Origin of the sequence: Sphingomonas mali NBRC 15500 (assembly GCF_001598415.1) — a bacterium.
GTDB classification, from domain to species: Bacteria; Pseudomonadota; Alphaproteobacteria; order Sphingomonadales; family Sphingomonadaceae; genus Sphingomonas; species Sphingomonas mali.
On the sequence record NZ_BCYX01000006.1, the window covers coordinates 84,264 to 107,847 of the forward strand.

At 65.1% G+C, this 23,584-nt stretch carries 23 protein-coding genes; 7 read left to right on the top strand and 16 right to left on the bottom strand.

Annotated elements, in window-relative coordinates:
• Positions 1-59 precede the first annotated feature (59 nt).
• The gene (mazG, locus tag SMA01S_RS07175; protein ID WP_066819801.1) at positions 60-815 is read left to right on the top strand and encodes a nucleoside triphosphate pyrophosphohydrolase; all 756 of its coding nucleotides are present in this window, start codon (positions 60-62) and stop codon (positions 813-815) included.
• Positions 816-993: 178 nt separating this feature from the next.
• On the opposite strand, the gene hflX is transcribed toward mazG, so the two are convergent.
• The 7 genes from hflX to dusB all read right to left on the bottom strand — a co-directional run bounded on the left by hflX (position 994) and on the right by dusB (position 10,100).
• Complete coding sequence (hflX, locus tag SMA01S_RS07180) at positions 994-2,280, bottom strand: GTPase HflX (RefSeq protein WP_066819803.1); 1,287 nt, start codon at positions 2,278-2,280, stop codon at positions 994-996.
• On the bottom strand, positions 2,277-2,834 hold the full coding sequence (hfq, locus tag SMA01S_RS07185) for an RNA chaperone Hfq (protein WP_084250157.1): 558 nt from the start codon (positions 2,832-2,834) through the stop codon (positions 2,277-2,279). The genes hflX and hfq overlap by 4 nt, the downstream gene beginning before the upstream one ends.
• A gap of 99 nt (positions 2,835-2,933) precedes the next feature.
• Positions 2,934-4,304 (bottom strand): nitrogen assimilation response regulator NtrX, encoded by a 1,371-nt coding sequence (gene ntrX / locus SMA01S_RS07190; RefSeq protein ID WP_066819807.1) that lies wholly within the window; start codon positions 4,302-4,304, stop codon positions 2,934-2,936.
• A complete protein-coding gene (locus SMA01S_RS07195) occupies positions 4,301-6,556 on the bottom strand; it encodes a sensor histidine kinase NtrY-like (protein WP_066819956.1) in 2,256 nt (751 codons plus the stop codon). The genes ntrX and SMA01S_RS07195 overlap by 4 nt, the downstream gene beginning before the upstream one ends.
• 79 nt (positions 6,557-6,635) lie before the next feature.
• Positions 6,636-8,072, bottom strand: coding sequence for a nitrogen regulation protein NR(I) (gene ntrC / locus SMA01S_RS07200; protein ID WP_066819812.1), 1,437 nt, complete (start codon positions 8,070-8,072; stop codon positions 6,636-6,638).
• A complete protein-coding gene (locus SMA01S_RS07205; protein WP_066819814.1) occupies positions 8,069-9,133 on the bottom strand; it encodes a two-component system sensor histidine kinase NtrB in 1,065 nt (354 codons plus the stop codon). The genes ntrC and SMA01S_RS07205 overlap by 4 nt, the downstream gene beginning before the upstream one ends.
• Positions 9,102-10,100 carry a tRNA dihydrouridine synthase DusB gene (gene dusB / locus SMA01S_RS07210; protein WP_066819816.1) on the bottom strand — a complete coding sequence of 333 codons (999 nt, stop codon included), beginning with the start codon at positions 10,098-10,100 and terminating at the stop codon, positions 9,102-9,104. Before dusB ends, SMA01S_RS07205 begins: the two co-directional genes overlap by 32 nt.
• Before the next feature lie 78 nt (positions 10,101-10,178).
• Here dusB and SMA01S_RS07215 point away from each other — a divergent pair, with 78 nt between their 5' ends.
• From SMA01S_RS07215 to SMA01S_RS07225, 3 genes are read left to right on the top strand one after another with little or no spacing between them, the layout of a single operon-like run.
• A complete protein-coding gene (locus SMA01S_RS07215) occupies positions 10,179-11,297 on the top strand; it encodes a bifunctional 2-C-methyl-D-erythritol 4-phosphate cytidylyltransferase/2-C-methyl-D-erythritol 2,4-cyclodiphosphate synthase (RefSeq protein ID WP_066819819.1) in 1,119 nt (372 codons plus the stop codon).
• Positions 11,298-11,307: 10 nt separating this feature from the next.
• A complete protein-coding gene (locus SMA01S_RS07220; protein ID WP_066819821.1) occupies positions 11,308-11,853 on the top strand; it encodes a hypothetical protein in 546 nt (181 codons plus the stop codon).
• Complete coding sequence (locus tag SMA01S_RS07225) at positions 11,850-12,380, top strand: CinA family protein (RefSeq protein WP_066819823.1); 531 nt, start codon at positions 11,850-11,852, stop codon at positions 12,378-12,380. The genes SMA01S_RS07220 and SMA01S_RS07225 overlap by 4 nt, the downstream gene beginning before the upstream one ends.
• Here the strand turns inward: SMA01S_RS07225 and SMA01S_RS07230 are convergent.
• Positions 12,317-12,799, bottom strand: a complete 483-nt coding sequence (locus SMA01S_RS07230; protein ID WP_066819824.1) for a type II toxin-antitoxin system RatA family toxin — start codon at positions 12,797-12,799, stop codon at positions 12,317-12,319. The genes SMA01S_RS07225 and SMA01S_RS07230 overlap by 64 nt on opposite strands.
• A 54-nt stretch (positions 12,800-12,853) precedes the next feature.
• Positions 12,854-13,804 (bottom strand): lipoyl synthase, encoded by a 951-nt coding sequence (lipA, locus tag SMA01S_RS07235; RefSeq protein ID WP_066819825.1) that lies wholly within the window; start codon positions 13,802-13,804, stop codon positions 12,854-12,856.
• Between the two features lie 396 nt (positions 13,805-14,200).
• On the opposite strand from lipA, the gene SMA01S_RS07240 reads away from it, so the two are divergent.
• Positions 14,201-14,830 (top strand): carbonic anhydrase, encoded by a 630-nt coding sequence (locus tag SMA01S_RS07240; RefSeq protein WP_066819827.1) that lies wholly within the window; start codon positions 14,201-14,203, stop codon positions 14,828-14,830.
• A 10-nt stretch (positions 14,831-14,840) separates the two neighbouring features.
• Here SMA01S_RS07240 and SMA01S_RS07245 read toward each other — a convergent pair whose 3' ends face one another.
• The 6 genes from SMA01S_RS07245 to aspS all read right to left on the bottom strand — a co-directional run bounded on the left by SMA01S_RS07245 (position 14,841) and on the right by aspS (position 20,418).
• The gene (locus SMA01S_RS07245) at positions 14,841-15,218 is read right to left on the bottom strand and encodes a hypothetical protein (RefSeq protein WP_066819829.1); all 378 of its coding nucleotides are present in this window, start codon (positions 15,216-15,218) and stop codon (positions 14,841-14,843) included.
• 58 nt (positions 15,219-15,276) lie between these two features.
• The gene (locus SMA01S_RS07250; protein WP_066819831.1) at positions 15,277-16,632 is read right to left on the bottom strand and encodes an FAD/NAD(P)-binding protein; all 1,356 of its coding nucleotides are present in this window, start codon (positions 16,630-16,632) and stop codon (positions 15,277-15,279) included.
• A gap of 94 nt (positions 16,633-16,726) precedes the next feature.
• A complete protein-coding gene (locus tag SMA01S_RS07255; RefSeq protein WP_066819833.1) occupies positions 16,727-16,993 on the bottom strand; it encodes a DUF6356 family protein in 267 nt (88 codons plus the stop codon).
• A 46-nt stretch (positions 16,994-17,039) separates the two neighbouring features.
• The gene (locus SMA01S_RS07260) at positions 17,040-17,813 is read right to left on the bottom strand and encodes a polyphosphate kinase 2 family protein (protein ID WP_066819835.1); all 774 of its coding nucleotides are present in this window, start codon (positions 17,811-17,813) and stop codon (positions 17,040-17,042) included.
• Positions 17,810-18,568 carry a CPBP family intramembrane glutamic endopeptidase gene (locus SMA01S_RS07265; RefSeq protein ID WP_218016851.1) on the bottom strand — a complete coding sequence of 253 codons (759 nt, stop codon included), beginning with the start codon at positions 18,566-18,568 and terminating at the stop codon, positions 17,810-17,812. Before SMA01S_RS07265 ends, SMA01S_RS07260 begins: the two co-directional genes overlap by 4 nt.
• 14 nt (positions 18,569-18,582) lie before the next feature.
• Entirely contained in the window at positions 18,583-20,418 is a 1,836-nt protein-coding gene (gene aspS, locus SMA01S_RS07270) for an aspartate--tRNA ligase (RefSeq protein ID WP_066819839.1), read from the bottom strand.
• A 171-nt stretch (positions 20,419-20,589) separates the two neighbouring features.
• On the opposite strand from aspS, the gene rnd reads away from it, so the two are divergent.
• Both rnd and SMA01S_RS07280 read left to right on the top strand, forming a co-directional pair.
• Positions 20,590-21,765 carry a ribonuclease D gene (gene rnd / locus SMA01S_RS07275; RefSeq protein ID WP_066819841.1) on the top strand — a complete coding sequence of 392 codons (1,176 nt, stop codon included), beginning with the start codon at positions 20,590-20,592 and terminating at the stop codon, positions 21,763-21,765.
• On the top strand, positions 21,762-22,055 hold the full coding sequence (locus SMA01S_RS07280; RefSeq protein WP_066819843.1) for an I78 family peptidase inhibitor: 294 nt from the start codon (positions 21,762-21,764) through the stop codon (positions 22,053-22,055). Before rnd ends, SMA01S_RS07280 begins: the two co-directional genes overlap by 4 nt.
• Positions 22,056-22,086: 31 nt before the next feature.
• Here SMA01S_RS07280 and SMA01S_RS07285 read toward each other — a convergent pair whose 3' ends face one another.
• Positions 22,087-23,583, bottom strand: a complete 1,497-nt coding sequence (locus SMA01S_RS07285; RefSeq protein ID WP_066819845.1) for a Ppx/GppA family phosphatase — start codon at positions 23,581-23,583, stop codon at positions 22,087-22,089.
• Position 23,584 lies beyond the last annotated feature (1 nt).

Consider the following 23,584-nt stretch of genomic DNA (forward strand, 5'->3'; position numbering starts at 1 on the left):
TTTTACATAATGTATATTATCAATCTTAAGGATGACCGACAGGGGGGATCCCCCCTCGCATGAGCGCGACCGATATCGATCGTCTCGTGGCAATCATGGCGCGGCTGCGCGATCCGGTGAGCGGCTGCGAATGGGACACGGTCCAGACATTCTCGACGATCGCGCCGTACACGATCGAGGAAGCCTATGAAGTCGCCGACGCGATCGAGCGCGCCGATATGGCCGACCTCAAGGACGAACTCGGCGATCTGCTGCTCCAGGTCGTGTTCCACGCGCGCATGGCCGAGGAAGTCGGCGATTTCGCGCTCAAGGACGTCGTCGCGGCGATCTGTGACAAGATGGAACGTCGGCATCCGCACATCTTTGGCGATGCGCTCGAGGGCGGCCATTACCTCTGGGAACAAATCAAGGCCGCGGAGCGGGGGGCCAAGGGCGCCGAGAGCGCGCTCGACGGGGTCGCGATCGGCCTCCCCGCTTTGCTCCGAGCCGAAAAGCTCCAGAAACGAGCAGCGCGCACCGGCTTCGACTGGCCCGATGCGAGCGGCCCGCGCGCCAAGATCGACGAGGAACTGGCCGAGGTCGAAACCGCCGCCAGCGACGCCGAGCGTGAGGAAGAAGTCGGCGACCTGCTGTTCGCGGTGGTCAATTGGGCGCGCAAGCTGGGCATCGACCCGGAAGCTGCGTTGCGGACGGCCAACGCCAAATTCGAACGCCGATTCAAGGCGATGGAAGCCGCGGATGAGAGGTTTTCCGAACGCAGTCTCGAGCAGCAGGAAGCGCTTTGGCTGGCAGCAAAGGCTCGTGAGCGCGCCTGATCGTTCTCAACCTCCGCGCTTCCCCGGCATCTTTACGCTTCCCCGGCGAAGGCCGGGGCCCAGTATCGACGACGCGGAGACGGCATTCCGCCATTGAGATCTCATAGCGACTGGGCCCCGGCCTTCGCCGGGGAGGCGTTGGCTCGGTTGCATCGGATCAAGGTTCAGCGCTCAGCGCTCAACGTTGCTGGAATCGCTCGTAATCGCGCGGCGCCATGCGGACGTCATAGTTGGCTCGATCGCCCTCGACCTCCTGCCCCAGCACTTCACCATGTTGGTGGAGCCACGCGGCCCCCGCGCCATCGGCGGCATCGAGCGTGATCGAATAGCGACGATGCCCGACGGTCAGCATCACTGCCACCTCGCGCTTCAATTCCTCGACCCCTTCCCCGCTCATCGCCGAGATCGCGACGACGTCGTCGCGGCGCGCGGCCTCGGCCAGTGCGTCCTCGTGCTCTTCGCCGTCGAGCAGGTCGATCTTGTTCCATGCCTCGAACCGCGGGGTCGTGTCGGCCACGCCGATCTCGCGCAGCACTTCCTCGACATCGGCGCGCTGCGCCTCGGTATCGGGATGCGCGATGTCGCGGACATGGATCAGCAGGTCAGCCGAGACCACTTCCTCCAAGGTCGCCTTGAACGCGGCGACGAGTTGGGTCGGGAGTTCGGAGACGAATCCCACTGTGTCGGACAGGATCGCCTTGTCGATTCCCGGTAATTGGATTTGCCGCAGCGTGGGATCAAGTGTCGCGAACAACAGGTTTTCCGCCATGACGTCAGCGCCGGTCAGGCGATTGAAAAGCGTAGATTTTCCTGCGTTGGTATAGCCGACCAGCGCGATCACCGGCCAGGGCGCGCGCTGGCGCCGATCGCGATGCAGTCCCCGCGTGCGGCTGACTTGCTCGAGCTCCTTGCGCAGCCGTGCCATGCGGTCGCGGATCAGGCGGCGGTCGGCCTCGATCTGGGTTTCGCCGGGGCCGCCGAGGAAGCCAAAGCCGCCGCGCTGGCGCTCGAGGTGAGTCCAGCTGCGCACCAGCCGGCCGGCCTGATAATCGAGATGCGCGAGTTCGACCTGCAATCGCCCTTCGGCGGTCGCGGCGCGCTCGCCGAATATCTCGAGGATCAGCCCGGTGCGGTCGATCACCTTGCACTCGAGCGCCGTTTCCAAATTACGCTGCTGCACCGGCGTCAGGCTGGCGTCGAACACAACGAGCTGCGCATCCTCCATCCGGACTTGCGCAGCGAGCTGTTCGACCTGCCCTGACCCTATCAGCGTCGCGGGTTTGGGCTGGCGGACGCGATAGGCGATCTTTTCAGCGACCTCGACGCCGATGGCCGCGGCAAGCCCCGCCGTCTCCGCGAGCCGGGCATCGGCATCGCGGCTGGCATTGCCCTGGTCGGGCAACACGACGATCGCCCGTGCACCACGGGCGAATTCATCGCGATCGCGTTCAAATCCTGTGGTCAATCCTCGTCAGAACCGTTTGATTCTTCAGCAAGATTCAGCGGACGCGCCGGCTGAATCGTCGATACGGCATGTTTGTATACCAGCTGCGCCATGCCTTCGCGCTCGAGCAGCATGCAGAAGAGGTCGAACGCCGCGATATGCCCCTGGAGCATGACGCCATTGACCAGGAACATCGTCACGCTGTCTTCCGACTTGCGCACCGCGTTGAGGAAAATTTCCTGCAATAGCGGCGACTTCTTGGGATCAGCGCTGATCGCATCGGTGATCGCCGCGATGTCGATCGGGTTCGACGGCATGATCGTCGAGATGGCATGTTTGTAGATCAGCTGCGACTGACCGTCGCGGCGGAGCAGGACGGAGAAATTGTCGAACCAGGTAACGATGCCCTGAAGCTTCACGCCCTTGACCAGGAACATGGTCACCGGAGTCTTCGATTTGCGGAGAGCGTTCAGGAACAGGTCCTGGAGCGAAGTCTGTTTGTCGGCCATATGGCGATCCTTGGTCTTGGCGGGCCTTGACCCGCATGGCGCCGTTCTCTGGCGTCTGAAACGCATGCCCACGCGGCACGCGCGGTCCGTTATATAGGTGAGGCCCCGCCCCTACGTCCAGCGCGCTCGCGATACCCCCATGGGACACATAGCGCGCACCGATATCTATTCGTCGCGGCTGTCGGTGATCCCCAGCAGCTTGAGCTTGCGGTGCAGCGCCGAGCGCTCCATCCCGATGAAGGTCGCGGTCCGCGAGATATTGCCCGAAAAGCGCCGGATCTGGACCTTGAGATATTCGCGTTCGAACGTCTCGCGCGCCTCGCGCAACGGTGCGCCCATCATCGCCGAGGCGCCGGCCCCCTCGCCTGCGCCGCCCAGAACGTCGGCCGGCAACAGGTCGACGTCGATCCGTCCGATGCGATCGCCGGGAGCCAGGATGATCGTTCGCTCGACCACATTCCGAAGCTGGCGGACATTGCCCGGCCATTCATAGCTTTGCAGCGCCACCATGGCGTCATCGGCGACTTCAGGCGTCGGTACACGGCGCTCGGCGGCATAATGCGCGACGAAATGGTCGACCAGCGCAGGAATGTCCTCGCGGCGATCGGCCAAAGGCGGGATCGTGACCGGCACGACATTGAGCCGGTAATAGAGGTCCTCACGGAACCGCCCTTCGGCGATTTCGCCCTGGAGGTCGCGAGCGGTTGCCGAGACGACGCGGACATCGACCTTGACCGTGCGGGTGCCGCCGACCCGGGTAAAGCTCTGATCGGTCAGCACGCGCAGGATACGGCCCTGGGTCGCCATTGGCATGTCGGCGATCTCGTCGAGGAACAGGGTCCCGCCATGCGCCTGTTCGAGCAGGCCGGTACGCACGAGATCGCCCGCTTCCTCGACGCCGAACAGCTCCTCTTCGACCCGCTCGGGGATCATCCGCGCCGCACTGACGACGATGAATGGGCCCTGGGTCCGCTGGCTCCAGCTGTGCAAGAGGCGCGCGGCAACTTCCTTGCCGACGCCCGCCGATCCCATGATCAGCACGCGGCTGCCGGTGCCCGCGACACGCTTGAGCGTCGCCCGCACCGCGTTGATCGCGGTCGACGTGCCGGTCAGATCGGTGTCGCGTCCGGTCGCGGCGCGCAAGGACGCGACTTCCTGGCGCAATTGCTCGGTTTCGGTGGCGCGGCCGACCATCAGCAACAGGCGGTCGGCGTTGAAGGGCTTTTCGATGAAATCGACCGCGCCGCGCCGGATCGCGGCGACGGCGGTATCGATATTGCCGTGGCCGGAAATGACCAGCACCGGGATCGAGGCGTCGCGCCGCTTGATCTCCTCCAGCAATTCCAGCCCGTCGAGCCGCGATCCCTGCAGCCAGACGTCGAGCAATACCAGGCTCGGCCGGCGCGTCGCGATCGCTTCCAGCGCGGCGTCGCTGTCGGCGGCGGCGCGCGTCTCATAGCCTTCGTCCTGCAGGACGCCGGCCACGAGTTCGCGAATGTCTTGCTCGTCGTCGACGACGAGGATGTCCAGGCTCATGATTTTTGTCCGGTACGGGTAAGCATCGCCAGCGCGCCTTCGCCCTTGCTGGTTTCCGCGGGGTCACGATTGTCTTCGAGCAGGGCGTCGAGTTGGAGGGTGTCGAACACGATCGTCACCACCGTGCCGCCGCCCGGGCGGTCGGCAAAGGCGATCGTGCCGCAATGTTCCTCGATGATCTTCTTGACGATCGCCAGGCCCAGGCCGGTGCCGCGCGCGCGCGTCGTCATATAGGGTTCGACGATCCGATCGCGCTCGAGCGGCAGCCCGATGCCGTTGTCGCTGATGGTCGCGGTCATCAGGCGCTCGCCGTGATCGAGCGTGACGTTGATCTCGCCCGGCAGCGCATCCTCACCGCGCGCCTCGATCGCCTCGACCGCGTTCTTGATGATGTTGGTCAGCGCCTGGCCGATCTGGCGGCGATCGCAGACCAGGGGTGCGGCCTCCGGCGTGTCGAGCCGGAACGTGATATCGGGATGCGCCACTTCGTGCAGGAACACCGCCTGGCGCGTCAGGTCGATCAGCGATTCGGGGTGGAAAACCGGCTTGGGCATGCGCGCGAAGGAGGAGAATTCGTCGACCATCCGGCGCAGATCGCCGACCTGGCGCACGATCGTGTCGGTCAGCTGGGCGAAGACGCCGTCCTTCTCGTCGATCGTCTTGCCATAGCGGCGTTGCAGCCGCTCGGCGGCGAGCTGGATCGGAGTCAGCGGGTTCTTGATCTCATGCGCGATGCGGCGCGCGACGTCGGACCACGCGGCGCGGCGCTGATCGAGCAATTGCTGGGTGATGTCGTCGAACGTCAGGACACGCCCGTCCTCATCGGCGGTGATGCGCACCGCGAGCGTCCGTGGCTCACCGCCCGTGGTCAATTGCACAATCGATTCGCGCGCGTCGCCCTCGAGCAGTTCGGCGAGCTCGGGCGCGACGGCAACCAGCTGCGCGCCGACCGCCTGGGTTTCGTCGAGCTTGAGCTGGGCGACCGCCGAGGCATTGATCAACCGGATCGTCCCGCCGCCATCGACCGAGATCACGCCGGCGGAGACGCCCGACATCACCGCCTCGATCAGCGCGCGCCGGCTTTCGAGCGCACCGGTCTGTTCCTGCAGCCTGAAAGTCATGCGGTTGAACGCATTGGCCAACGTGCCGACCTCGTCATCGGTTCGCGGATCGGGCACGCGCGCGGTCAGGTCGCCATCGGCAACGCGGCGCGCGGCCGCCACCATTTCGCCGACCGGGCGGACCAGGCGATCGGCGACGACCAACGCGATCCACACCGCGATCCCCACGATCAGCAGCGCGACGATGAACAAGGCCGCGTTGAATTCCAGCTGCAGCGCACGGGCGCGCGATTGAGTTGCTTTGAATTCGGCAACCACGTCCAGCACGCGCTGAGACTGTCGATCCACCACCGGACCATCGGTAACCCTGCCAGCGTAAAGGAAAATCTGCTTGCTGCCAGGGACCAACGTTAGCACTCGAACGCGATTACCCTTTACCGTCACCATGCTCGGCTCGCCCTTGAGCACAGCAGCTACCGCAATCGGGTCAATTTGCTGCGCCACATTTCCGTATGGGTCGACGCGCGCGATGAACTGGATATCGTTCTGCTTGTTGATCGTGAATAGCGCTACTTCGGAAAGGGCGCGATAATAGGCTTGCTGACCAAGATAGTTGGGCAACAGAGAACCATAAACTGGATCGCGCGCCTTGCTGAGCGTAGCAGGGTCGGTCGTCTCACTGAGCACCTTGAAATTCGCGGAGAGATCGGTGGCGGTGGTCAGAGCCTCTTGGTTCCAGCGAGATAAAGACTGTTCGTATGACTCTTGGGCAAGCGTGGTTGCATTTTTGAGCAAACCACTCACGCGGTCGGACAGCCAGAATTCGACGCCGTATTGGAACATCACCGACGCGAAGATCACCGCAAGCACGGTCGGCACGGTGGCAATGGTCGAGAACAACGCGACCAGGCGGACGTGCAGCCGCCCTTCCCCGCCTGTCCCGGATTTCGCCACGCGGCTTTTCGCGATGCGGCGGCCGAGCAGCATGATCAGCGCGACGCAGGGGCCAAGATTGACCACCAGCAACAACGCGACGAGTGGTGGGGTCAGCAAACGCTGCGGCGCGGCGCCGGCGCGCACGACGAAATAGGTGGCGACGCCGACCGCGATTGCCAGCACGAGCACGGTCAGCTCGAAAGCTGGGGTAATTCGGGGACGCCCGTCCCAGAAACGCCGGGGCGCGGCCGTCATGCTCTCGCCACTCATCGTTGCAGGAATACAACGGTTGCGTGGCAAGGAAAACACATAATTGACGTCAAACCGTCGTGGATCAGCCCCCGTCCGCCGTGCCCCCTGGCTCGATCCCCAAGGTGTCGAGGCGTTTCCTCAGCGTATTGCGGTTTATTCCCATCGCGCGCGCGGCTCGCAACTGATTGCCGCCATGACGCGCGAGCATCGCCTCGATCAGCGGCCGTTCGACTTCCGCGATGATCCGCTCGTAGAGCGTGCCGTCGTCGAGCGCGCGTGGATCTTCGCGGGCGATACGGTCGAGCCGCGCTCGCACCGCTGCGTCGAGATCGAGGGCGCCGACCGGTACCGCCGCCGACGGCATGCCGATGACGCTGCCCAATTCGCCCGCGCCGATCACCTCGTCGCGACTCAGCACTGCCAGCCGCCGCATGATGTTTTCGAGCTCGCGGACATTGCCCGGCCAGTCATGCGCCTCGAGCGCGACGATTGCCGCCTCGTCCAGGCGCTTGCGCGGCAGGCCATTCTCGGCGGCGCGATCGAGGAAGTGGCGCGCCAGCAGCGCAATGTCCTGGCGCCGTTCGCGCAAAGCTGGAAGAGTGACCGGTACGACGTTGAGACGATAGAATAAATCTTCTCGGAATTGCCCCGACTGGACCAGCGCATTGAGGTCACGATTGGTCGCCGCGACGATGCGGACGTCGGCCCTGATCGTCCGAGCGCCACCCACCGTGGTGAACTCACCCGATTGCAGCACGCGCAACAACCGCGTCTGCGCCTCGAGCGGCATGTCGCCGATCTCGTCGAGGAACAATGTGCCCCCTGCGGCCTGCTCGAACCGCCCGGCCGATCGTGCCTGCGCCCCGGTAAAGGCGCCGCGTTCATGACCGAACAATTCCGCCTCGATCAGCTCGCGCGGGATTGCCGCCATGTTGATCGCCAGGAACGGCGCATGCGCGCGCGGACCGAGATCGTGGATGGCACGCGCGACCAACTCCTTGCCCGTCCCCGATTCGCCCGAGATCAGCACGGTGAGATCGTTCGAGATCACGCGCGCAATCACGCGATAGACGTCCTGCATCGCCGGCGATCGGCCGATCAACGGCAGCGCGCGATCGGCGTCTTCGAGCGCTTCGGCGGCACCGCCACCCTGCCGCGCGAGCGCGCCGTCTACCGCCCGCGTCAGATCGTCGAGGTCGAACGGCTTGGGCAGATAGTCATAGGCACCGACCTCGGTCGCGCGCACCGCCGTCGTCAGCGTATTCTGCGCCGACAGGACGATGACCGGCAGCTGCGGATAGGTCTGGACCAATCCCGCCACCATATCGAGGCCGTTGCCGTCGGGGAGGACAACGTCGCTCACCACCACATCGGGCATAGCGGCGCGCAATTCGCGGTTGAACTCGGCAAGACTGGCGGTCGTTCTCACGCGGTGCCCGGCACGGCGCAGAGCATGCGCGACGACCGTGCGGATCGCCGAATCGTCATCGAGCACCAGGATGTCGCCCGACCGACTCATTGCGCGCGCGCCAGCAGGATACGGAAGATGGTCATTTCGGGCGCCCCTTCGCGCGAATATTGCACGACGCCGCCCATATCGCGCACCAATTTGTCGACCAAAGCGAGGCCAAGCCCCTGCCCTTCGGGCTTGCTCGACACGAACGGGCTGAACAAATGATCGGCGATATCGGCAGGCGCACCGGCGCCATTGTCGATCACGCACAATTCGATCGGCAGACCACGCCGCGGTTGGCCGGGCCCGGCGTCGACCGCCAGGCCGTGACGGTAAGCGGTTGAGATCAGGATCCGCGGCTTCTTGACGTCATCGAGCGCTTCGGCGGCGTTTTTCAACAGGTTGATGACAATCTGCAACAGCGCGTCATTGTCGGCGAGGACCGGCGGCAGCGAAGGGTCGAAGCTTTCCTCGATCGTGATGTCGCGCGCGAAACCGGTCTGGGCGACGCGCCGCGCGTGATCGAGCAAAGGGTAGATATTGGTCGGCTGCGGATTGACCTGGCGTCCGGTGAAATCCTGCATCTTGTCGATCAGGGCGGCGATGCGGTCGACCTCGGTCGTGATCAGCGTGGTGAGTTCGGCGCCGGCGCCTTCGGCGGCGAGCAATTGCGCCGCGCCGCGAATCCCCGACAACGGGTTCTTGATCTCGTGACCGAGCATCGCCGCCGCGCCGATGACGGCGCGCGCCCCGCCACGTTCGGCAGATTGGCCGACCTTGCGCGTACCGCTGATGGCGTGGAGCGCGATCGCCCGCCATCCGTCATGGTCGGCGACCGGCGTCTCATAATAGTCGACGCGGAGCCGGCCGGTGCGTTCGGTACCGATATCGAAATCGAACGCCGATACCGCCCGTCCGTCCCCTGCCCCAGGCGGCGGCGTCAACACATCGGCAAGCGGCAGGCCGCGCATCGCGCGCTCGGACTGGTTCAGCAGCAATTCGCATTCGCCATTGGCATTGCGCACCAGTCCCTCGGGATCGACCACGAGAATGGCGATCGGCAGCCCGGCGAAAAGCTCGGCGAAATTGGGCGACTCAGGCAGCGGCGCGGGCTCGCCAGGGCGCATAGAAATCAGCCAGCATCGCCTTGACGCGATTGGCGTCAGGTTCCTGGTTCACCTTGTTGCGGAATTCGGCCGAGCCGGGCAGGCCCTTGGTATACCAGCCGATATGCTTGCGCATCATGTTGACGCCCGTCTCGGTGCCATAATGGTCGAGCATATCGTCGTAATGCCCTGCGATGACATTATATTGTTCATCGATGGACGGCTCGGCGACTGCCCGGCCCTGTTGCAGATACGCCATCACCTGGGCGAGCAGCCACGGCTTGCCGTACGAGCCGCGGCCGATCATGACGCCGTCTGCGCCCGACAGTTCCAGCGCCTTCACCGCATCTTCCGACGAACAGATATCGCCGTTGACGATCACCGGCACCCTAACTGCTTGCTTCACCGAGCGGACGAAGCCCCAATCGGCCTCACCCTTGTACATCTGGTTGCGCGTGCGGCCGTGGACGGTGACCATCTGCACGCCGAGATCCTCGGCGATCCGCGCGAGCTCGGGGGCGTTGAGGCTGGCATGGTCCCAGCCCATCCGCATCTTGAGCGTGACGGGGACCTTCACCGCCTTGACGCAGGCCGCGACGATCGCACTGGCGAGCTTGAGGTCGCGCATCAGCGCCGATCCGGCATCGCCATTGGTCACCTTGCGGACGGGACAGCCCATATTGATGTCGACGATCGCCGCGCCCTTGTCTTCCGCGAGCTTGGCCGCCTCGCCCATCTCGAACGGCGTGCAGCCGACCAGCTGCATCGAGACAGGCTCTTCGATCGCATCCCACATCGCCTTCTGGATCGACTGGCGGGTTTCGCGGATCGCGGCCTGGCTGGCGATCATCTCGGTCACGTTGAGCCCCGAGCCGAAGCGCCGCACGAGGCGACGGAACGGCAGATCGCTCACGCCCGTCATGGGCGCGAGGATCACCGGGGTCTCGATCCGGACCGGACCGACCTGGATGGGCGCGAGCTTGGTCATGTGCTTAAAAATCGGGCAGCGCATAGCTCGGCGCGATGGCGCTGGCAAGGCCAAGCAGGGTGCGCTAGGCGCGCGGCCATGTCTGCCGAAACAATTGCCCTGATCGTTGCCGCCGGAAAAGGCGAGCGGATCGGCGGCGATACGCCCAAGCAATTCCTGCCGCTCGCCGGGCTGTCGCTGGTCGACCATAGCCGGCGCGCGCTGGCCGCGCATCCCGGGATCGATCGTGTCGTCACGGTGGTCGCGGCCGGCAACGAGTCATTCGTCGAGGGAGAGACGGCAATTGGCGGCGCGACACGCCGCGAGTCGGTACTGAACGGGCTCGAGGCGATCGGTGAAGCGCGGCGCGTTTTGGTCCACGATGCAGCGCGCCCCATCGTGCCCGCAGCGGTGATCGATCGACTGCTACTCGCACTGGATAGCGCCAAGGGCGCGGTCCCTACCCTTCCCGTCGCCGACACGATCGCCCGGAAAGGCGATGCTCTCGGTGACACGGTGGATAGGTCGGCTCTGGTGCGCGTGCAGACGCCGCAAGCGTTCGATTACGCCGCCATCCTTGCCGCGCATCGCGCCTGGCCAATCGACGAGGAAGCGACCGACGACGCGCAGATATTGCGCCGCGCCGGGCATGATGTGGCGATTGTCGACGGCGACCCGCTGCTCGACAAGATCACCTATCCCGGCGACATCGCGCTAGCCGAAGCTAGGCTGGGAGCGATGATGCGCGTCAGGACAGCGACCGGATACGACGTCCACCGCCTCGTCGCCGGAGAGCGTTTGTGGCTAGGCGGCGTGCTGATCCCGCACGACAAGGGCTTATCAGGGCATAGCGACGCCGATGTCGCGCTCCACGCCATCACCGATGCAGTGCTGGGCACGATCGCCGCGGGCGATATCGGCCAGCATTTCCCGCCGAGCGATCCGCGATGGAAAGGCGCCGAGTCGGGACAATTCCTCGAACACGCCGCCTCGCTCGTGGCGGCCAAGGGCGGCACGATCGATTTCGTCGACCTGACGATCATCTGCGAAGCCCCCAAGATCGGCCCATATCGCGACACTATCCGCGATCGCGTCGCGACGCTGTTGCGGGTGTCGCGCGAGCAGATTAGCGTCAAGGCGACGACGACCGAGCGGCTGGGTTTCACCGGCCGTGGCGAGGGGATTGCCGCGCAGGCGGTGGTGACCATCAGGATCTAAGGGACACACAATGAAGAAGTTGACGGGCGCGGCCATCGCGCTGTGGATGGGCATGGCGGCGACGACCGCGCAGGCGGCGGCCGAGCCGCAACCCTGTCTGACCGAGGTGGAGGCGCAATCGCTGATCACCGCGGTGCTGCCGGATGTGTTCCAGCAGGTCGGGCGGGCCTGCAGCAATGTGCTGCCCGAGAATGCGACGCTACGTGGCGGTCTGCCGCCGCTCGTCGCGCGTTACCAGGCCCCGGCGGATCTCGCGTGGCCGCAGGCAGTGGCCGCGTTCGGCAAGATCGGCGGCAAGGACATGGCGGGGATCGATCCCAGATTGCTCCGTCCGATGATGGGGCCGATGATCGCGGGCGCGATTGCCCAGGACATCAAACCGCGCGATTGCTCGACGATCGATCGCGCGATCGGCCTGATGTCGCCGCTGCCGCCTGCCAATACCGCCGGCCTGATTGTGCTGATCGCTTCCGTCGCAGGGGGCAAGGACAAGAAGGACAGCCCGTTTTCGATCTGCCCGGTCGCCGCGGCGGCGCCGGCGACGGCACGACCGTGACGATCGACACCGTCCTGCCCGCCGAGCTCGTTACCCTGGCGCGCAAGGTCGTCGACGCCAACAAGGCGCTCGGCCGCAAATTCGCGCTCGCGGAAAGCTGCACCGGCGGTCTGGTCGCTGCGGCGATCACCGAAATCCCTGGCTCTTCGGAGGTTCTGCTCGGCGGCTTTGTGACGTATTCGAACGAGTCCAAGGTGGACATGCTCCGCGTCAGCCATGACGTGCTCGATACGTTCGGCGCGGTGTCGATCGCGACCGCCTGGTCGATGGCGCAGGGCGCGCTGGAGGCGACCGACACCGACCTCGCGGTGGCGATCACCGGCATTGCCGGCCCCGGCGGCGGCAGCGAGAAGAAACCGGTCGGCACCGTGGTGTTCGCGCGCGCCGAGCGTGACGCCGATCCGTCCGATGTCGTCGCCGACCGCAAGGATTTCGGCGATCTCGGCCGCGGCGGGATCAGGCTTCAGGCGGCGCTGGTCGCGCTCGAATTGCTGATGCCGCGCGGATCGGACGTCCCGGCGCCGTAAAGCTGGGCCGCGCGCGTCTCGAACGCGCCCGTCATCCGGGTCAGCGCCGACGAGAAGACCTGCCCCGCGAGCATCTCGAACACGCGGTTCCTGAAGGCGAAGTCGACCGCGAAATCGACCTCGCACCCGCCCGGTGCGACGCGGAAATACCAATCGTTGCTGAGGTATTTGAGCGGGCCGTCGATATAGTCGACATGGATCTTGGCTGGACGCTCCTTCTTCACTTTCGATGTGAAGGTCTCGCGCAGCCCTTTGAACCCGACGATCAGGTCGGCAACCATCTCGCTCTGCGTATCGCTGCGCAGCCTGACCGCGCTGACCCAGGGCAGGAATTCCGCGTAACGACCGACATCAGCCACCAGGTCGAACATCTGTTCGGGCGAGTAGGGCAGAAAGCGGGTCTCAGTGTGGCGTGGCATCAGCCTTGTCCGTCATGCCAGCGTAAGCTGGCATCTCCAGCCTTCTCTCCGGTCTCAACCGCCTGATACCCCAGCTTTCGCTGGGGTGACGGATGAGAGTCTCGCGTCGCGTGCCGCCTTCATCTTCGCGAAATCGTCTCCGGCATGATAGCTCGACCGCGTCAGCGGCGACGAGGCGACCAACAGGAACCCCTTGGCACGCGCGATCGCGGCATAAGCGTCGAACGCCTGGGGCGTGACGAAATCCATCACTTTGGTGTGGCGCGGGGTGGGCTGGAGATACTGGCCCATGGTCAGGAAATCGACATCGGCGGAGCGCATGTCGTCCATCACTTGGTGAACCTCGAGCCGTTCCTCGCCCAGCCCGAGCATGACGCCCGATTTGGTGAAGATAGACGGGTCGAGCTTCTTGACCGACTCGAGCAGCCGCAGCGACGCATAGTAACGCGCGCCGGGACGGATCGTCGGGTAGAGCCGCGGCACGGTTTCGAGATTGTGGTTGTAGACGTCCGGACGCGCCGCGACGATCGCCTCGACCGCCGCTTCGTGCTTGTTGCGGAAATCGGGAGTCAGGATCTCGATCGTCGTGGTCGGATTGGCCTTGCGGATCGCTTCGATCACCCGGACGAACTGCCTGGCGCCGCCATCGGGCAGGTCATCGCGGTCGACCGAAGTCACCACGATATGTTGCAGCCCCATCTGCGCCGCCGCATCGGCGACATTCTGCGGCTCCATCGGATCGACCGCGCGCGGCATGCCGGTCTTGACGTTGCAGAACGCACAGGCGCGCGTGCACGTATCGCCCAGGATCATCACCGTGGCGTGCTTCTTCGACCAGCATTCGCCGATATTCGGACAAGCCGCTTCCTCGCACACCGTCGTCAGGCTCTTCGCGCGCATCAGCGCACGCGTCTCGGCGAAACCGGCCGAGGTCGGTGCCTTGACCCGAATCCAGTCGGGCTTGCGCTGGCGCGGCTCACGCGCGACGGGAGTGATCTCGTTCATGCACGCGCAGATAGCGAGCCTAGGGTCTGTACTCAATGGCGGCGGGGCCGAGACGGAGCGGATTTTGTCGCGTGGGTAGGAGCGAGGAGGGAGCGATGCAGTAAGCATCGTGACCGACGAGTGACGATGAACAGGTCGCCGTGTCCCCCGGACACGGCTAAAACTGCCGGGGCAGTTTTACCTGTTCATCCACGCGGCAAAATCCGCCCGCCGCTTCGCGGTTGCGTTGTGGAGCCCGCCGGACGTCGTCGCTTGCTTGCGCGTAGCTCGAGCTACGCGACTGCGCTGCACTCCTCGCCGACGGGCTCCACAACGCAATCTCGATCCCCGCCGCCATTGAGTACAGACCCTGTAGCCGCGCTTGCCACCCCCCCGTCAACTTGGCAAAGGCGACGCATGGCCGACTTCGCAGACCTCATCACCGGATATCATCGTTTTCGTGAGAATGGCTGGTCCCGCCAGCACGAGCGCTGGGCGCAATTGCGCGAGGCACAGAGCCCGCGCGTTATGGTCATCGCTTGCTCGGACAGCCGAGTCGATCCGGCGCAGATTTTCGATGCCTCGCCCGGGGAAATCTTTTCGGTCCGCAACATCGCCAACCTCGTCCCGCCGTTCGAGTTGGGCGGCGGGCGCCACGGCGTCTCGGCCGCGCTCGAATTCGCGGTGACCCAGCTCGAAGTGCCCGAAGTCGTCGTGCTCGGCCACGGCTCGTGCGGCGGCGTCGCCGCTGCCCTGTCCAAGCGCTTCGACGGCGCCGCCCCGGGCAATGGCGGGTTCATCGATCACTGGGTCGACATGCTCGACGAAGCGCGCGATCGCATCATCGCCGAATACGGCACCGGCCCCGAAGCGATCCGTGCGCTCGAGCTCGAAACGGTGCGCGTATCATTGCGTAACCTGCGGACTTTCCCGTGCATTCCCGAGCGCGAGGCGGCAGGCACGCTCAAGCTGCGCGGCGCCTATTTCGCCATCGCCGACGGCGTGTTGCACGTGATGGACGACGACGGGAATTTCGCGCCCGCCTGACGACAAACCGTCAGCGAGCGGTCGTCTTCGCGATCGCAATGCCTTGCCGATAGTGTTCCCAATTGCGTTCCGCGGACTGGATCGCGACGACGAACGTTATAGCGAGGCCGATCAGTGATACGCTGATCGTCCATTGGCGGCTCGCCTGATCGAGCAGGTCACGACGAAACAAGCGTACACCCTCGACCAATGTCGAAATGGTTATAAGGCCCCAGAATATCGAGACGATGATGAGGAACACCCGCACCGTCACGCCGGCCGCGAAGAATTTCAGCCCGAGTGCGCCGAGTAGGATCGACAGCGGGATCGCGACCCCAAGACCGTATTGAGACGAGGCAAGCCAAATGGCCAATGCCCAGAAACCGATCGCGAAAAGAATTCGTCCCACGCTTTGCCCTTTCTCGCCAAGGGCTTAATCACGCGCAGTTAATAAGGAATGAGGGCCGTCAGAGCCCTTCCCAACCGACCCATTGCGCGTTGGACAGGCGCCGGGCGAGGTTCCAGGTCTGTTGCCTGATGTCCGGCACGGCGACGATTTCCCAGAAGGCGCCACGAGTCATCGGGCCAAGCGCGTAGAGCCAGTCGTTGCTGGCGCCATCGGCGGCGATCGTCTGCGCGCGCGAATCGACGTCGAGCCCGAGATGCGCGGGATCGGGCCTGATCACACCGCGCCGGTACAAAGTGGCGAGCAATAGCTCGGTCGTACGCGTCAGGTCGCCTTGCGGTCCCGTGCAGTTGATGATGCGCTGTGCAGCCAGCGTTTCGGGCGAGTCGCTGCCGCGGCGACGCCAGGTCACGCTGATGCTGCCTGCGTCCTCCACCGCGGCGATCGTCTTGCCGGCAACGATCTCCAACTGTCCGCGTGCCTGCATTGCGGCCAGACGATCGGCGACGCCCGGCGCCAGGCGATGGCGGTGCACATCCCACCAGGGGCGAAGATGGCGGAGGAAACGCGCACGATCGGCATCGCTGCCGTTCGCCCACATCGCCTGGGTATAGGGACGCAGTTCATCGACCGCGTTGCGCCATCCGATCGCGTCGCCGCGCTCGCGAACCAAACGCACCATTTCGGACGGTGTCGCGACCGGGCGCTCGGCGAGCCTGGGAAACATCGGGCCAGGCGAATCGTGGCGGTGCGGCACCAGACCGCGCCGCGACAGGGCGACGATCCGCCCCTTGAACCCGCTCGAATCGAGCAGCAGTGCGATGTCGACCATGGTCAGCCCGGTGCCGACCAGCAGCACGGTATCGTCGTCGTTCAGCCCGAGCGGCACGCTGCGGTCCCAGGAATCGCTCTTGTAACGCTCGTCCGACAGGCCGGCATCGGCAAAGCCCGGCGGATCGTGCGGCGGCAGGTTGCCGACGGCGAGCACCGCGGTGTCGGCCTCGATCGTCGCGCCATCCGCCAGCGAAACGCGCGCGCCGCCGCCCGATCGCGCGACATCGACGACGTCGCCATGGACGACCTTCAGCCGACCGCCGCAACTTGCCAGCGCCTTTGCCAGCAGGTCGCGCAGATAGGCGCCATAGGTGACCCGCTGAACAAACGTCGCACCGGCGTCGCCCTCGCCATTTTCGGCGAGCCAGCGGACGAAATGATCCGGGTCGTCGGGCAGCGCGCTCATATTCGCCGCGCGCACGTTGAGCACATGCCCGGGATAAGCCGCGCCATAGGCAAGCCCCTCCCCCGGCACCGGAGCGCGTTCGATCAACGTTGCGCTGGGACCATCGTGGCGCAGCAGGTTGATCGCCTGCAACGTGCCCGAAAAGCCCGCGCCGACAATGGCGACGTGGCGGATCACGCCTTTACCTCCGTTCGCCCTGAGCCTGTCGAAGGGCGGTGAGTCTCAAACGTGCTTCGACAGGCTCAGCACGAACGGTTTGCTGGTGGCGAACTCAGATCTCGTATTCGAGCTGCCAATCGGGCTCGGTGAAGGCTGGCGGCCGTTGCTGATAGGCGGGCTGTCGCGACTTCATGCGGCCATAGAGCGCCTTGACGGTGTTGCTCGCGGTGCGCGTGAACAGCGCCGGCACGACCCCGTGGACGAGGCAAGCCAACCCGCCTCCAATCATGCGGATGCCGAAGGCGAAGGCGGTCACGGCGTGCTCGGGATAGGATTCGCCGATGCTGCGCGGGTGGCTCAGGAAGATGCGGTCGAACATGTCCGCATCGTACCGTCGTTGGACAGCCGCGTGAACCGGCTGATTTCTAGATTCCCAACGCCTTGCGCGCGAGCTTCTCCAGCTCGGGGTCGAGCGGCGGCGGGTCCATCGGCACGTGCGATTCCAGTCGGTCGGCGATCGCGTTGAGCGCTGTGATGCGTGCCGATTGCTTGTCGTTGCCGTCGATCGCGATCCATGGTGCCCAGCGGGTATCGGTACGCCGGAACATCTCCGCCATCGCATCGAGATAATCGGCACGCCGATCGCGGTTGCGATAATCCTCGAAGCCCGTCTTCCAGCGCTTCCAGGGATGTTCGAGCCGCGCTTTCAGACGTTCGTCCTGTTCCTCCTGGGTGACATGGACGAACAGCTTGACGATCGTGGTACCCGAATCGCTCTGCTGCGCTTCGAACTCGTTGATCTCGTCATAGCCGCGGCGCCATTCGGCCTCGCTCGCGTAATTCTCCACGCGCTCGACCAGAACGCGCCCATACCAGCTCCGGTCGAATACCGCGATATTGCTGTTCGCCGGAAGCTTGTTCCAGAACCGCCAGAGGAAATGCCGTGCCAGCTCTTGCGGGCTTGGTGCCTTGATCGGCCAGACCTGGAAATTGCGCGGGTCCCATTCGGCGGTCAGGCGCTGGACGATGCCGCCTTTGCCGGCGGCATCCCAACCCTCGAACAGCACGACCGCGCGCCGCTTGTGCAGGATATGCGCGACCTGGATATGCGCCAGCCGTTTCTGTACCTTGGCGAGATCGGCGACATAGTCGCCGGGATACTTCTCGCCTTTCTCGAAATTCTTGAGGTCGATGATCATCCGCCCCGGTTCCCTTGCTGGCGCTGCCGTGCGGGCATCACTAGCACGATCGCGAGCAGCCCGAGATGGACCGCGGCGCCGAGCAATCGCACAGCGTCGCTGTCAACAATCCGCACGGGCTCGACCAGATCGGCGACGATGCCCGCGAAGTTCCAGCCCCAATGCAACGCGACCGCTGCCCAAAGCGTCCGCCAGCGCCACGCCGCCGCGGCATAGGCAAGCCCCAGGCAGAACAGGCGAACCTGCTCGGTCCAGCCCCAGTCGAACCGCCAGATGTGGTTGAGCGTGTACAGCAAGGCACTCACGCCGATGAATGCCGCGGGCATCCAGCGAATCCCGCTGGTCCTGAGCGGGAATCCACGCGTGAGAATGTCTTCGGCGACCGATGGAACGAACGTTGTCAACAATCCGATCGCCAACGGCATGAGGATATTCGGCGTCGGCCCCGTCCCGTCCGGAATATAGGCGCCGATGCGAAGCGCTACCGCCAGCGTGGCAAATTTGGCCAGCAGCGCGAGCGCCATCCCGGCTGCCAGCAGGGCGAACGACGCTGCGCGCCGGTCGAGCAGATAGGCGTCATAGCCCCGCCACCCCAGCCAGCGCCCGATCGGCCATGCCAGGAGGAGCGAAGACAGCATGAGGAGCGGCCCCACCGGATTGCCCGGCGCGATCACCGTCTGCAATCCCTCCGCCGCCTGATAGACGACGAAGATCAGCACGAACGCTGTCGCAACCCGAAGCGGGGTCGCGCGCACGGGCCGATCGCTCGTCATCCGGCGTCGGGTGCGACTGCCTGGGCGATCGGCGAGGCTTTTGCCCCGCTCGGCTGATCGACCAGACGGATGTTGAGTTCGCGCAGCTGCTTCGCGGTGGCGAAGTTGGGCGCGCCCATCATCAGATCCTCGGCCTTCTGCGTCATCGGGAAGACGATGACCTCGCGAATATTGGGCTCGTCGGCCAGCAGCATGACGATGCGGTCGACGCCCGGCGCCGACCCGCCGTGCGGCGGCGCGCCGAACTTGAAGGCGTTGATCATGCCGGCGAAATTGGTGTCGACATCCTGCTGGGTGTAGCCGGCGATTTCGAATGCCTTGTACATGATCTCGGGCCGGTGGTTCCGGATCGCGCCTGAGGACAGCTCCACGCCGTTGCAGACGATGTCATACTGGAACGCCAGGATATCGAGCGGGTCCTTGGTCTCCAGCGCTTCGAGCTCGCCCTGCGGCATCGAGAAGGGGTTGTGGCTGAAGTCGACCTTCTTGGCGTCCTCGTCATATTCGAACATCGGGAAGTCGACGATCCAGCAGAATTCGAAGCGCTTGTCGTCGATCAGATCGAGCTGTTCGGCGACGCGGGTGCGCGCGAGGCCGGCGAGCTTGGCTGCCTGGGCTTCCTTGCCGGCGGCGAAGAACACGCCGTCGTCGGGGCCGAGACCCAGTGCCTCGGCGATCTTCGCCATGCCTTCCTCGCCATGGTTGTTGGCGATCGGCCCGCCGAACACGCCACCCTTGCGCGTCGCGTAGCCGAGGCCGGCAAAGCCTTCCGACTGCGCCCAGCTGTTCATGTCGTCGAAGAACTTGCGGCTCTTCTCGGCGGTTCCTGGCGCCGGGATCGCGCGGACGACATCGCCCGCCTCGACGATCGAGGCGAAGCGGCCGAAGCCCGAGCCCTTGAACAGGTCGGACACGTCAGTGATCAGGATCGGATTGCGAAGGTCGGGCTTGTCGTTGCCGTATTTCAGCATCGATTCCTTGTACGGAATGCGCTTGAACGGCAGCGGGCTGACGGTGCGGCCCTTGCCTTGCCAGTTGGCGAATTCCTCGAACACACCGTGCAAGACCGGCTCGATCGCGGCGAACACGTCGTCCTGGGTGACGTAGCTCATCTCGAAATCGAGCTGATAGAATTCGCCCGGGCTGCGGTCGGCGCGGGCGTCCTCGTCGCGGAAGCAAGGCGCGATCTGGAAATAACGGTCGAAGCCGGCCACCATCAGCAGCTGCTTGAACATCTGCGGCGCTTGGGGAAGCGCATAGAATTTGCCCGGATGGACACGGCTCGGAACCAGATAGTCGCGCGCGCCTTCGGGGCTCGACGCGGTCAGGATCGGTGTCTGGAACTCGGTGAAACCCTGATCGATCATCCGCCGGCGCAGGCTCGAAATCACGTTCGAGCGCAGCACGATGTTGTTGTGGAGCCGCTCGCGACGCAAATCGAGGAAGCGGTAGCGGAGGCGGATGTCCTCGGGATAGTCGGCCTCGCCGGCGACCGGCATGGGCAGTTCCGCAGCAGCCGACTGGACAGTCACGGCGCGCGCGAACACTTCGATCTCGCCGGTCGCGAGGTTCGGATTGGCGGTGCCCTCGGCACGCGCCTTGACCACGCCGTCGATCGTCACGACCGATTCGGCGCGCAACCCTTCCAGGATCGGCAAAGCCGGCGAATCGCTGTCGGCGACGACCTGGGTGATGCCGTAATGGTCGCGCAGATCGACGAAGAGCACGCCGCCATGGTCGCGCTTGCGGTGCACCCAGCCCGACAGGCGGACGTCCTGGCCGACATTGGCGGCGGTCAGCGCGGCGCAGGTGTGCGTACGATAGGCGTGCATGGCGTAATCTCTGACTACGTCGCCCCAGCGAAAGCTGGGGTCTCAGGCCACGATCGAAACGGGTGTGGCGCGAGATCCCAGCTTTCGCTGGGATGACGGTTGATGGAAAGCCGGGCGCATTCCCTTCACACAGGCCTTTGTCAAGCGCGCGCGCCTCGCTATGGGGTCAAGATGCATATCCATGGCCTGATCGAGGATAACGCCGCCCTCGCCAATCTCTGCGCGCGGCTCTCGCAATCGAACTTCGTCTGCGTCGACACCGAGTTCATGCGCGAAAGCACCTTTTGGCCCGAACTCTGCCTGATCCAGATCGCCGATGAGAACGAGGCGGCGGCGATCGATCCGATGACTCCCGGCATCGACCTGAAGCCCTTGCTCGACCTGCTGGTCGACAATGAGGATGTGCTCAAGGTCTTCCATGCCGGCGGTCAGGACATCGAGATCATCTACAATCTGACCGCTAAGACGCCGCATCCGCTGTTCGATACGCAGATCGCGGCGATGGCGCTCGGGCAAGGCGAGCAGATCGGTTATTCGAACCTGGTCGACAGCTGGCTGGGGATTCAGGTCGACAAGGGAGCGCGCTTTACTGACTGGGGGCGCCGCCCGCTCGAGGAGCGGCAGATCGTCTATGCGATCGCCGACGTGACGCATCTCGCGGAGATATTCCCCAGGATGCTCGACAAGCTGCGCAAGACCGGGCGCGGCGCGTGGCTCGACCAGGAAATGGAGCGGCTGGCCGATCCGGCCAATTATGCCAACGATCCCGATCTCGCCTGGAAGCGCGTGCGCATCGCCGGTCGCAAGCCCGACGTGCTGGGCCGGCTGAAGGCGCTGGCACGCTGGCGCGAAATGGAAGCTCGAGGCAAGAACCTGCCGCGCGGCCGCATCGTCAAGGATGAAACGCTCGCCGACCTCGCCAGTCATCCGCCGCGCAAGCAAGCCGATTTGGCTCGGGTGCGCGGTCTGTCGGCGACTTGGGCGGGGAACGACATCGGTGCGCGACTGATGGCGGCGCTCGACGACTCCAGACCGATGACCAACGACGAAATGCCACCGCGCGACGACCGCAAACCCGGTCTCGGCAAGGAAGGATCGCTGGTCGCCGATCTGCTCAAACTGCTGCTCAAGATTCGCTCGCGCGATATCGACGTGGCGTCGCGGCTGCTCGCGCGGTCGGAAGAGTTGGAAGCACTGGCCGCTGGACAGCGCGACGGACTGTCGATCCTGACGGGCTGGCGCTTCGATCAGTTCGGCCGCGACGCGCTCGACCTGGTCGAAGGGCGGTTGGCGTTCGCGGTCAAGAACGGCAAGCTTCGCATGACCCGAACGGAGGATGCGCAATGAAGAAGGCCCTGATCGTCGCTTTTGTCCTCACCGCATTCGCCGTGGCCGCCTGCGCACCGGTCGCGCCGCTGCCCGGCGTGCCGACCGGCGAATGTTCGGCCAAGGGTCTGGGCGATATGGTCGGGCGCTATGCCACGCCGTCGCTGGTCAATCGCGCGAAGCGGCGTGCTGGCGCATCGGTGGCGCGTATATTGCGGCCGGGTCAGGTCGTAACGATGGAATATCTGAACGGCCGCCTCAACGTGAATGTCGACGAGAAGAACCGGGTGAAGAGCTTCACCTGCGGATGAGCTAGCACTCTCCCTTTTACGGGAGAGAGAATTAGCTCGTGAGCAACGGAGTCCGGTCGCACATGGCAGCGAGTGCCGTATGGCGCTTCTGCACCGCCTCGCCGTACAGCGCGATATCCGCGCCCACCAAATGCAGCATTAGCGCCGAACCGTCCTCGCCCAGCTTCGAGCGCTCCAACGGTCCGGCGACGCCGCCCGACAGTCGTTGTCCCAGGCGTATTGCCAAACCCCATTGCGCGGCGCGCCTGAGGTCCGGCGCCGGCGCCAGCACGTTGAGCGGTTCGGGCGTGCCGGCGCCTCCGCCCAGTGAGGTCCATAGCGCCTGAGCGATCAGCGCTCGGCCGCGCGCGTCCACCGCGACCCAATTACCGTGCAGCGCGATCTCGACGCCGCGTTCGGCACGGAATTCGGGATTGGCGTGCCAGCCGACATCGGCAAGCAAGCAGGCGGCGCGGCGCAACCGCTCCATCGCCGGCGCGTCCTGGAACAACGGCGAGATCCAGCGATCGAGCAAATCGCCATGTTCGGGGAAACGGCCGAGCCGCCTCCCCTCCTCGCGCGTGGCGACGATCAGCGGATCCTGCAGGCGCGTTTCGGCATCGAGCGCTTCGTAAAGCAATCCTTCGCGCAACCCGAAGCTGGAAACGACGGTGCGATCGCTCTTGAGGTGGCGAAGCAGCGCGGCAAGCAGCGCCGCCGCGTCGTTCAGCATCGGCGCGCGCTGCGACGATATTCCCGGGACGGCTTTCAGCGTCCCCTTGCCGCTGTGACTGACGCTGCGCACCAGCCGACCGATCGTGGCGGGCGACATCGAATATTGCTGGATGACGGGCAACGGATACCGCCGCAGGTTCATGTCGAGCCGCGCGAGGCTGCGCCACGACCCGCCGACCAGATAGAGCGGCAGGCCCTTGCCCTTGCCCGACCAACCGGCCTGATCCACCAGCTTGGCGACGCGACGGTCGATCGTGCCCTTGCCCTTGGCCCGCAGCGCCGCGATGCGCAGAACGCCGAGCGGGAACGATACCCGATCCCGGACCTCGCCCTTCTTGATGCGGACGAGTTCCAGACTGCCGCCGCCAAGATCGCCGACGATGCCATCGGCATCGGGAATGGCGGAGAGCACGCCCATACCGGCGGCATTGGCTTCCTGTTCGCCCGACAGCAATTCGACCGGCAGCCCGATCCGCGCGGCGGCGTCGAGCAGCACGTGTCCGTTGGCGGCATCGCGCACGGCGGCGGTGGCTACCGTCCGCAGACTTTCGACGTCCATTTCGCGAGCTAGCGCCGCGAATCGTTCGAGTGCCTCGATCGCCAGTTCCAGCGCGGCGGGTGCCAATTGGCCGGTTTCGCCAAGGCCCCGCCCCAGCCCCGCCATGACCTTTTCATTGAACAATGGCGCGGGGAGCCGCGGCGGCCCCTGATAGACGACCAGGCGGATCGAGTTCGATCCGATGTCGATGATGCCCGTGCGAGGCTGTCCCGCCACCGGCTCGGCCTTGGGTTTGCGGAAAAGAAGGGTTGCCATC

Bases quoted from the DNA above. Each gene is read 5' to 3' on its own strand.
- ntrX (WP_066819807.1), bottom strand. From the start codon at position 4,304: ATGAGCCTGGACATCCTCGTCGTCGACGACGAGCAAGACATTCGCGAA.
- mazG (WP_066819801.1), top strand. From the start codon at position 60: ATGAGCGCGACCGATATCGATCGTCTCGTGGCAATCATGGCGCGGCTG.
- SMA01S_RS07240 (WP_066819827.1), top strand. From the start codon at position 14,201: ATGGCCGACTTCGCAGACCTCATCACCGGATATCATCGTTTTCGTGAG.
- SMA01S_RS07195 (WP_066819956.1), bottom strand. From the start codon at position 6,556: ATGACGGCCGCGCCCCGGCGTTTCTGGGACGGGCGTCCCCGAATTACC.
- SMA01S_RS07205 (WP_066819814.1), bottom strand. From the start codon at position 9,133: ATGCGCCCTGGCGAGCCCGCGCCGCTGCCTGAGTCGCCCAATTTCGCC.
- SMA01S_RS07215 (WP_066819819.1), top strand. From the start codon at position 10,179: ATGTCTGCCGAAACAATTGCCCTGATCGTTGCCGCCGGAAAAGGCGAG.
- SMA01S_RS07230 (WP_066819824.1), bottom strand. From the start codon at position 12,799: ATGCCACGCCACACTGAGACCCGCTTTCTGCCCTACTCGCCCGAACAG.
- SMA01S_RS07285 (WP_066819845.1), bottom strand. From the start codon at position 23,583: ATGGCAACCCTTCTTTTCCGCAAACCCAAGGCCGAGCCGGTGGCGGGA.
- rnd (WP_066819841.1), top strand. From the start codon at position 20,590: ATGCATATCCATGGCCTGATCGAGGATAACGCCGCCCTCGCCAATCTC.
- dusB (WP_066819816.1), bottom strand. From the start codon at position 10,100: ATGACCAAGCTCGCGCCCATCCAGGTCGGTCCGGTCCGGATCGAGACC.
- hfq (WP_084250157.1), bottom strand. From the start codon at position 2,834: ATGCGTTTCAGACGCCAGAGAACGGCGCCATGCGGGTCAAGGCCCGCC.
- lipA (WP_066819825.1), bottom strand. From the start codon at position 13,804: ATGAACGAGATCACTCCCGTCGCGCGTGAGCCGCGCCAGCGCAAGCCC.
- SMA01S_RS07220 (WP_066819821.1), top strand. From the start codon at position 11,308: ATGAAGAAGTTGACGGGCGCGGCCATCGCGCTGTGGATGGGCATGGCG.
- SMA01S_RS07260 (WP_066819835.1), bottom strand. From the start codon at position 17,813: ATGATCATCGACCTCAAGAATTTCGAGAAAGGCGAGAAGTATCCCGGC.
- aspS (WP_066819839.1), bottom strand. From the start codon at position 20,418: ATGCACGCCTATCGTACGCACACCTGCGCCGCGCTGACCGCCGCCAAT.
- SMA01S_RS07255 (WP_066819833.1), bottom strand. From the start codon at position 16,993: ATGTTCGACCGCATCTTCCTGAGCCACCCGCGCAGCATCGGCGAATCC.
- ntrC (WP_066819812.1), bottom strand. From the start codon at position 8,072: ATGAGTCGGTCGGGCGACATCCTGGTGCTCGATGACGATTCGGCGATC.
- SMA01S_RS07280 (WP_066819843.1), top strand. From the start codon at position 21,762: ATGAAGAAGGCCCTGATCGTCGCTTTTGTCCTCACCGCATTCGCCGTG.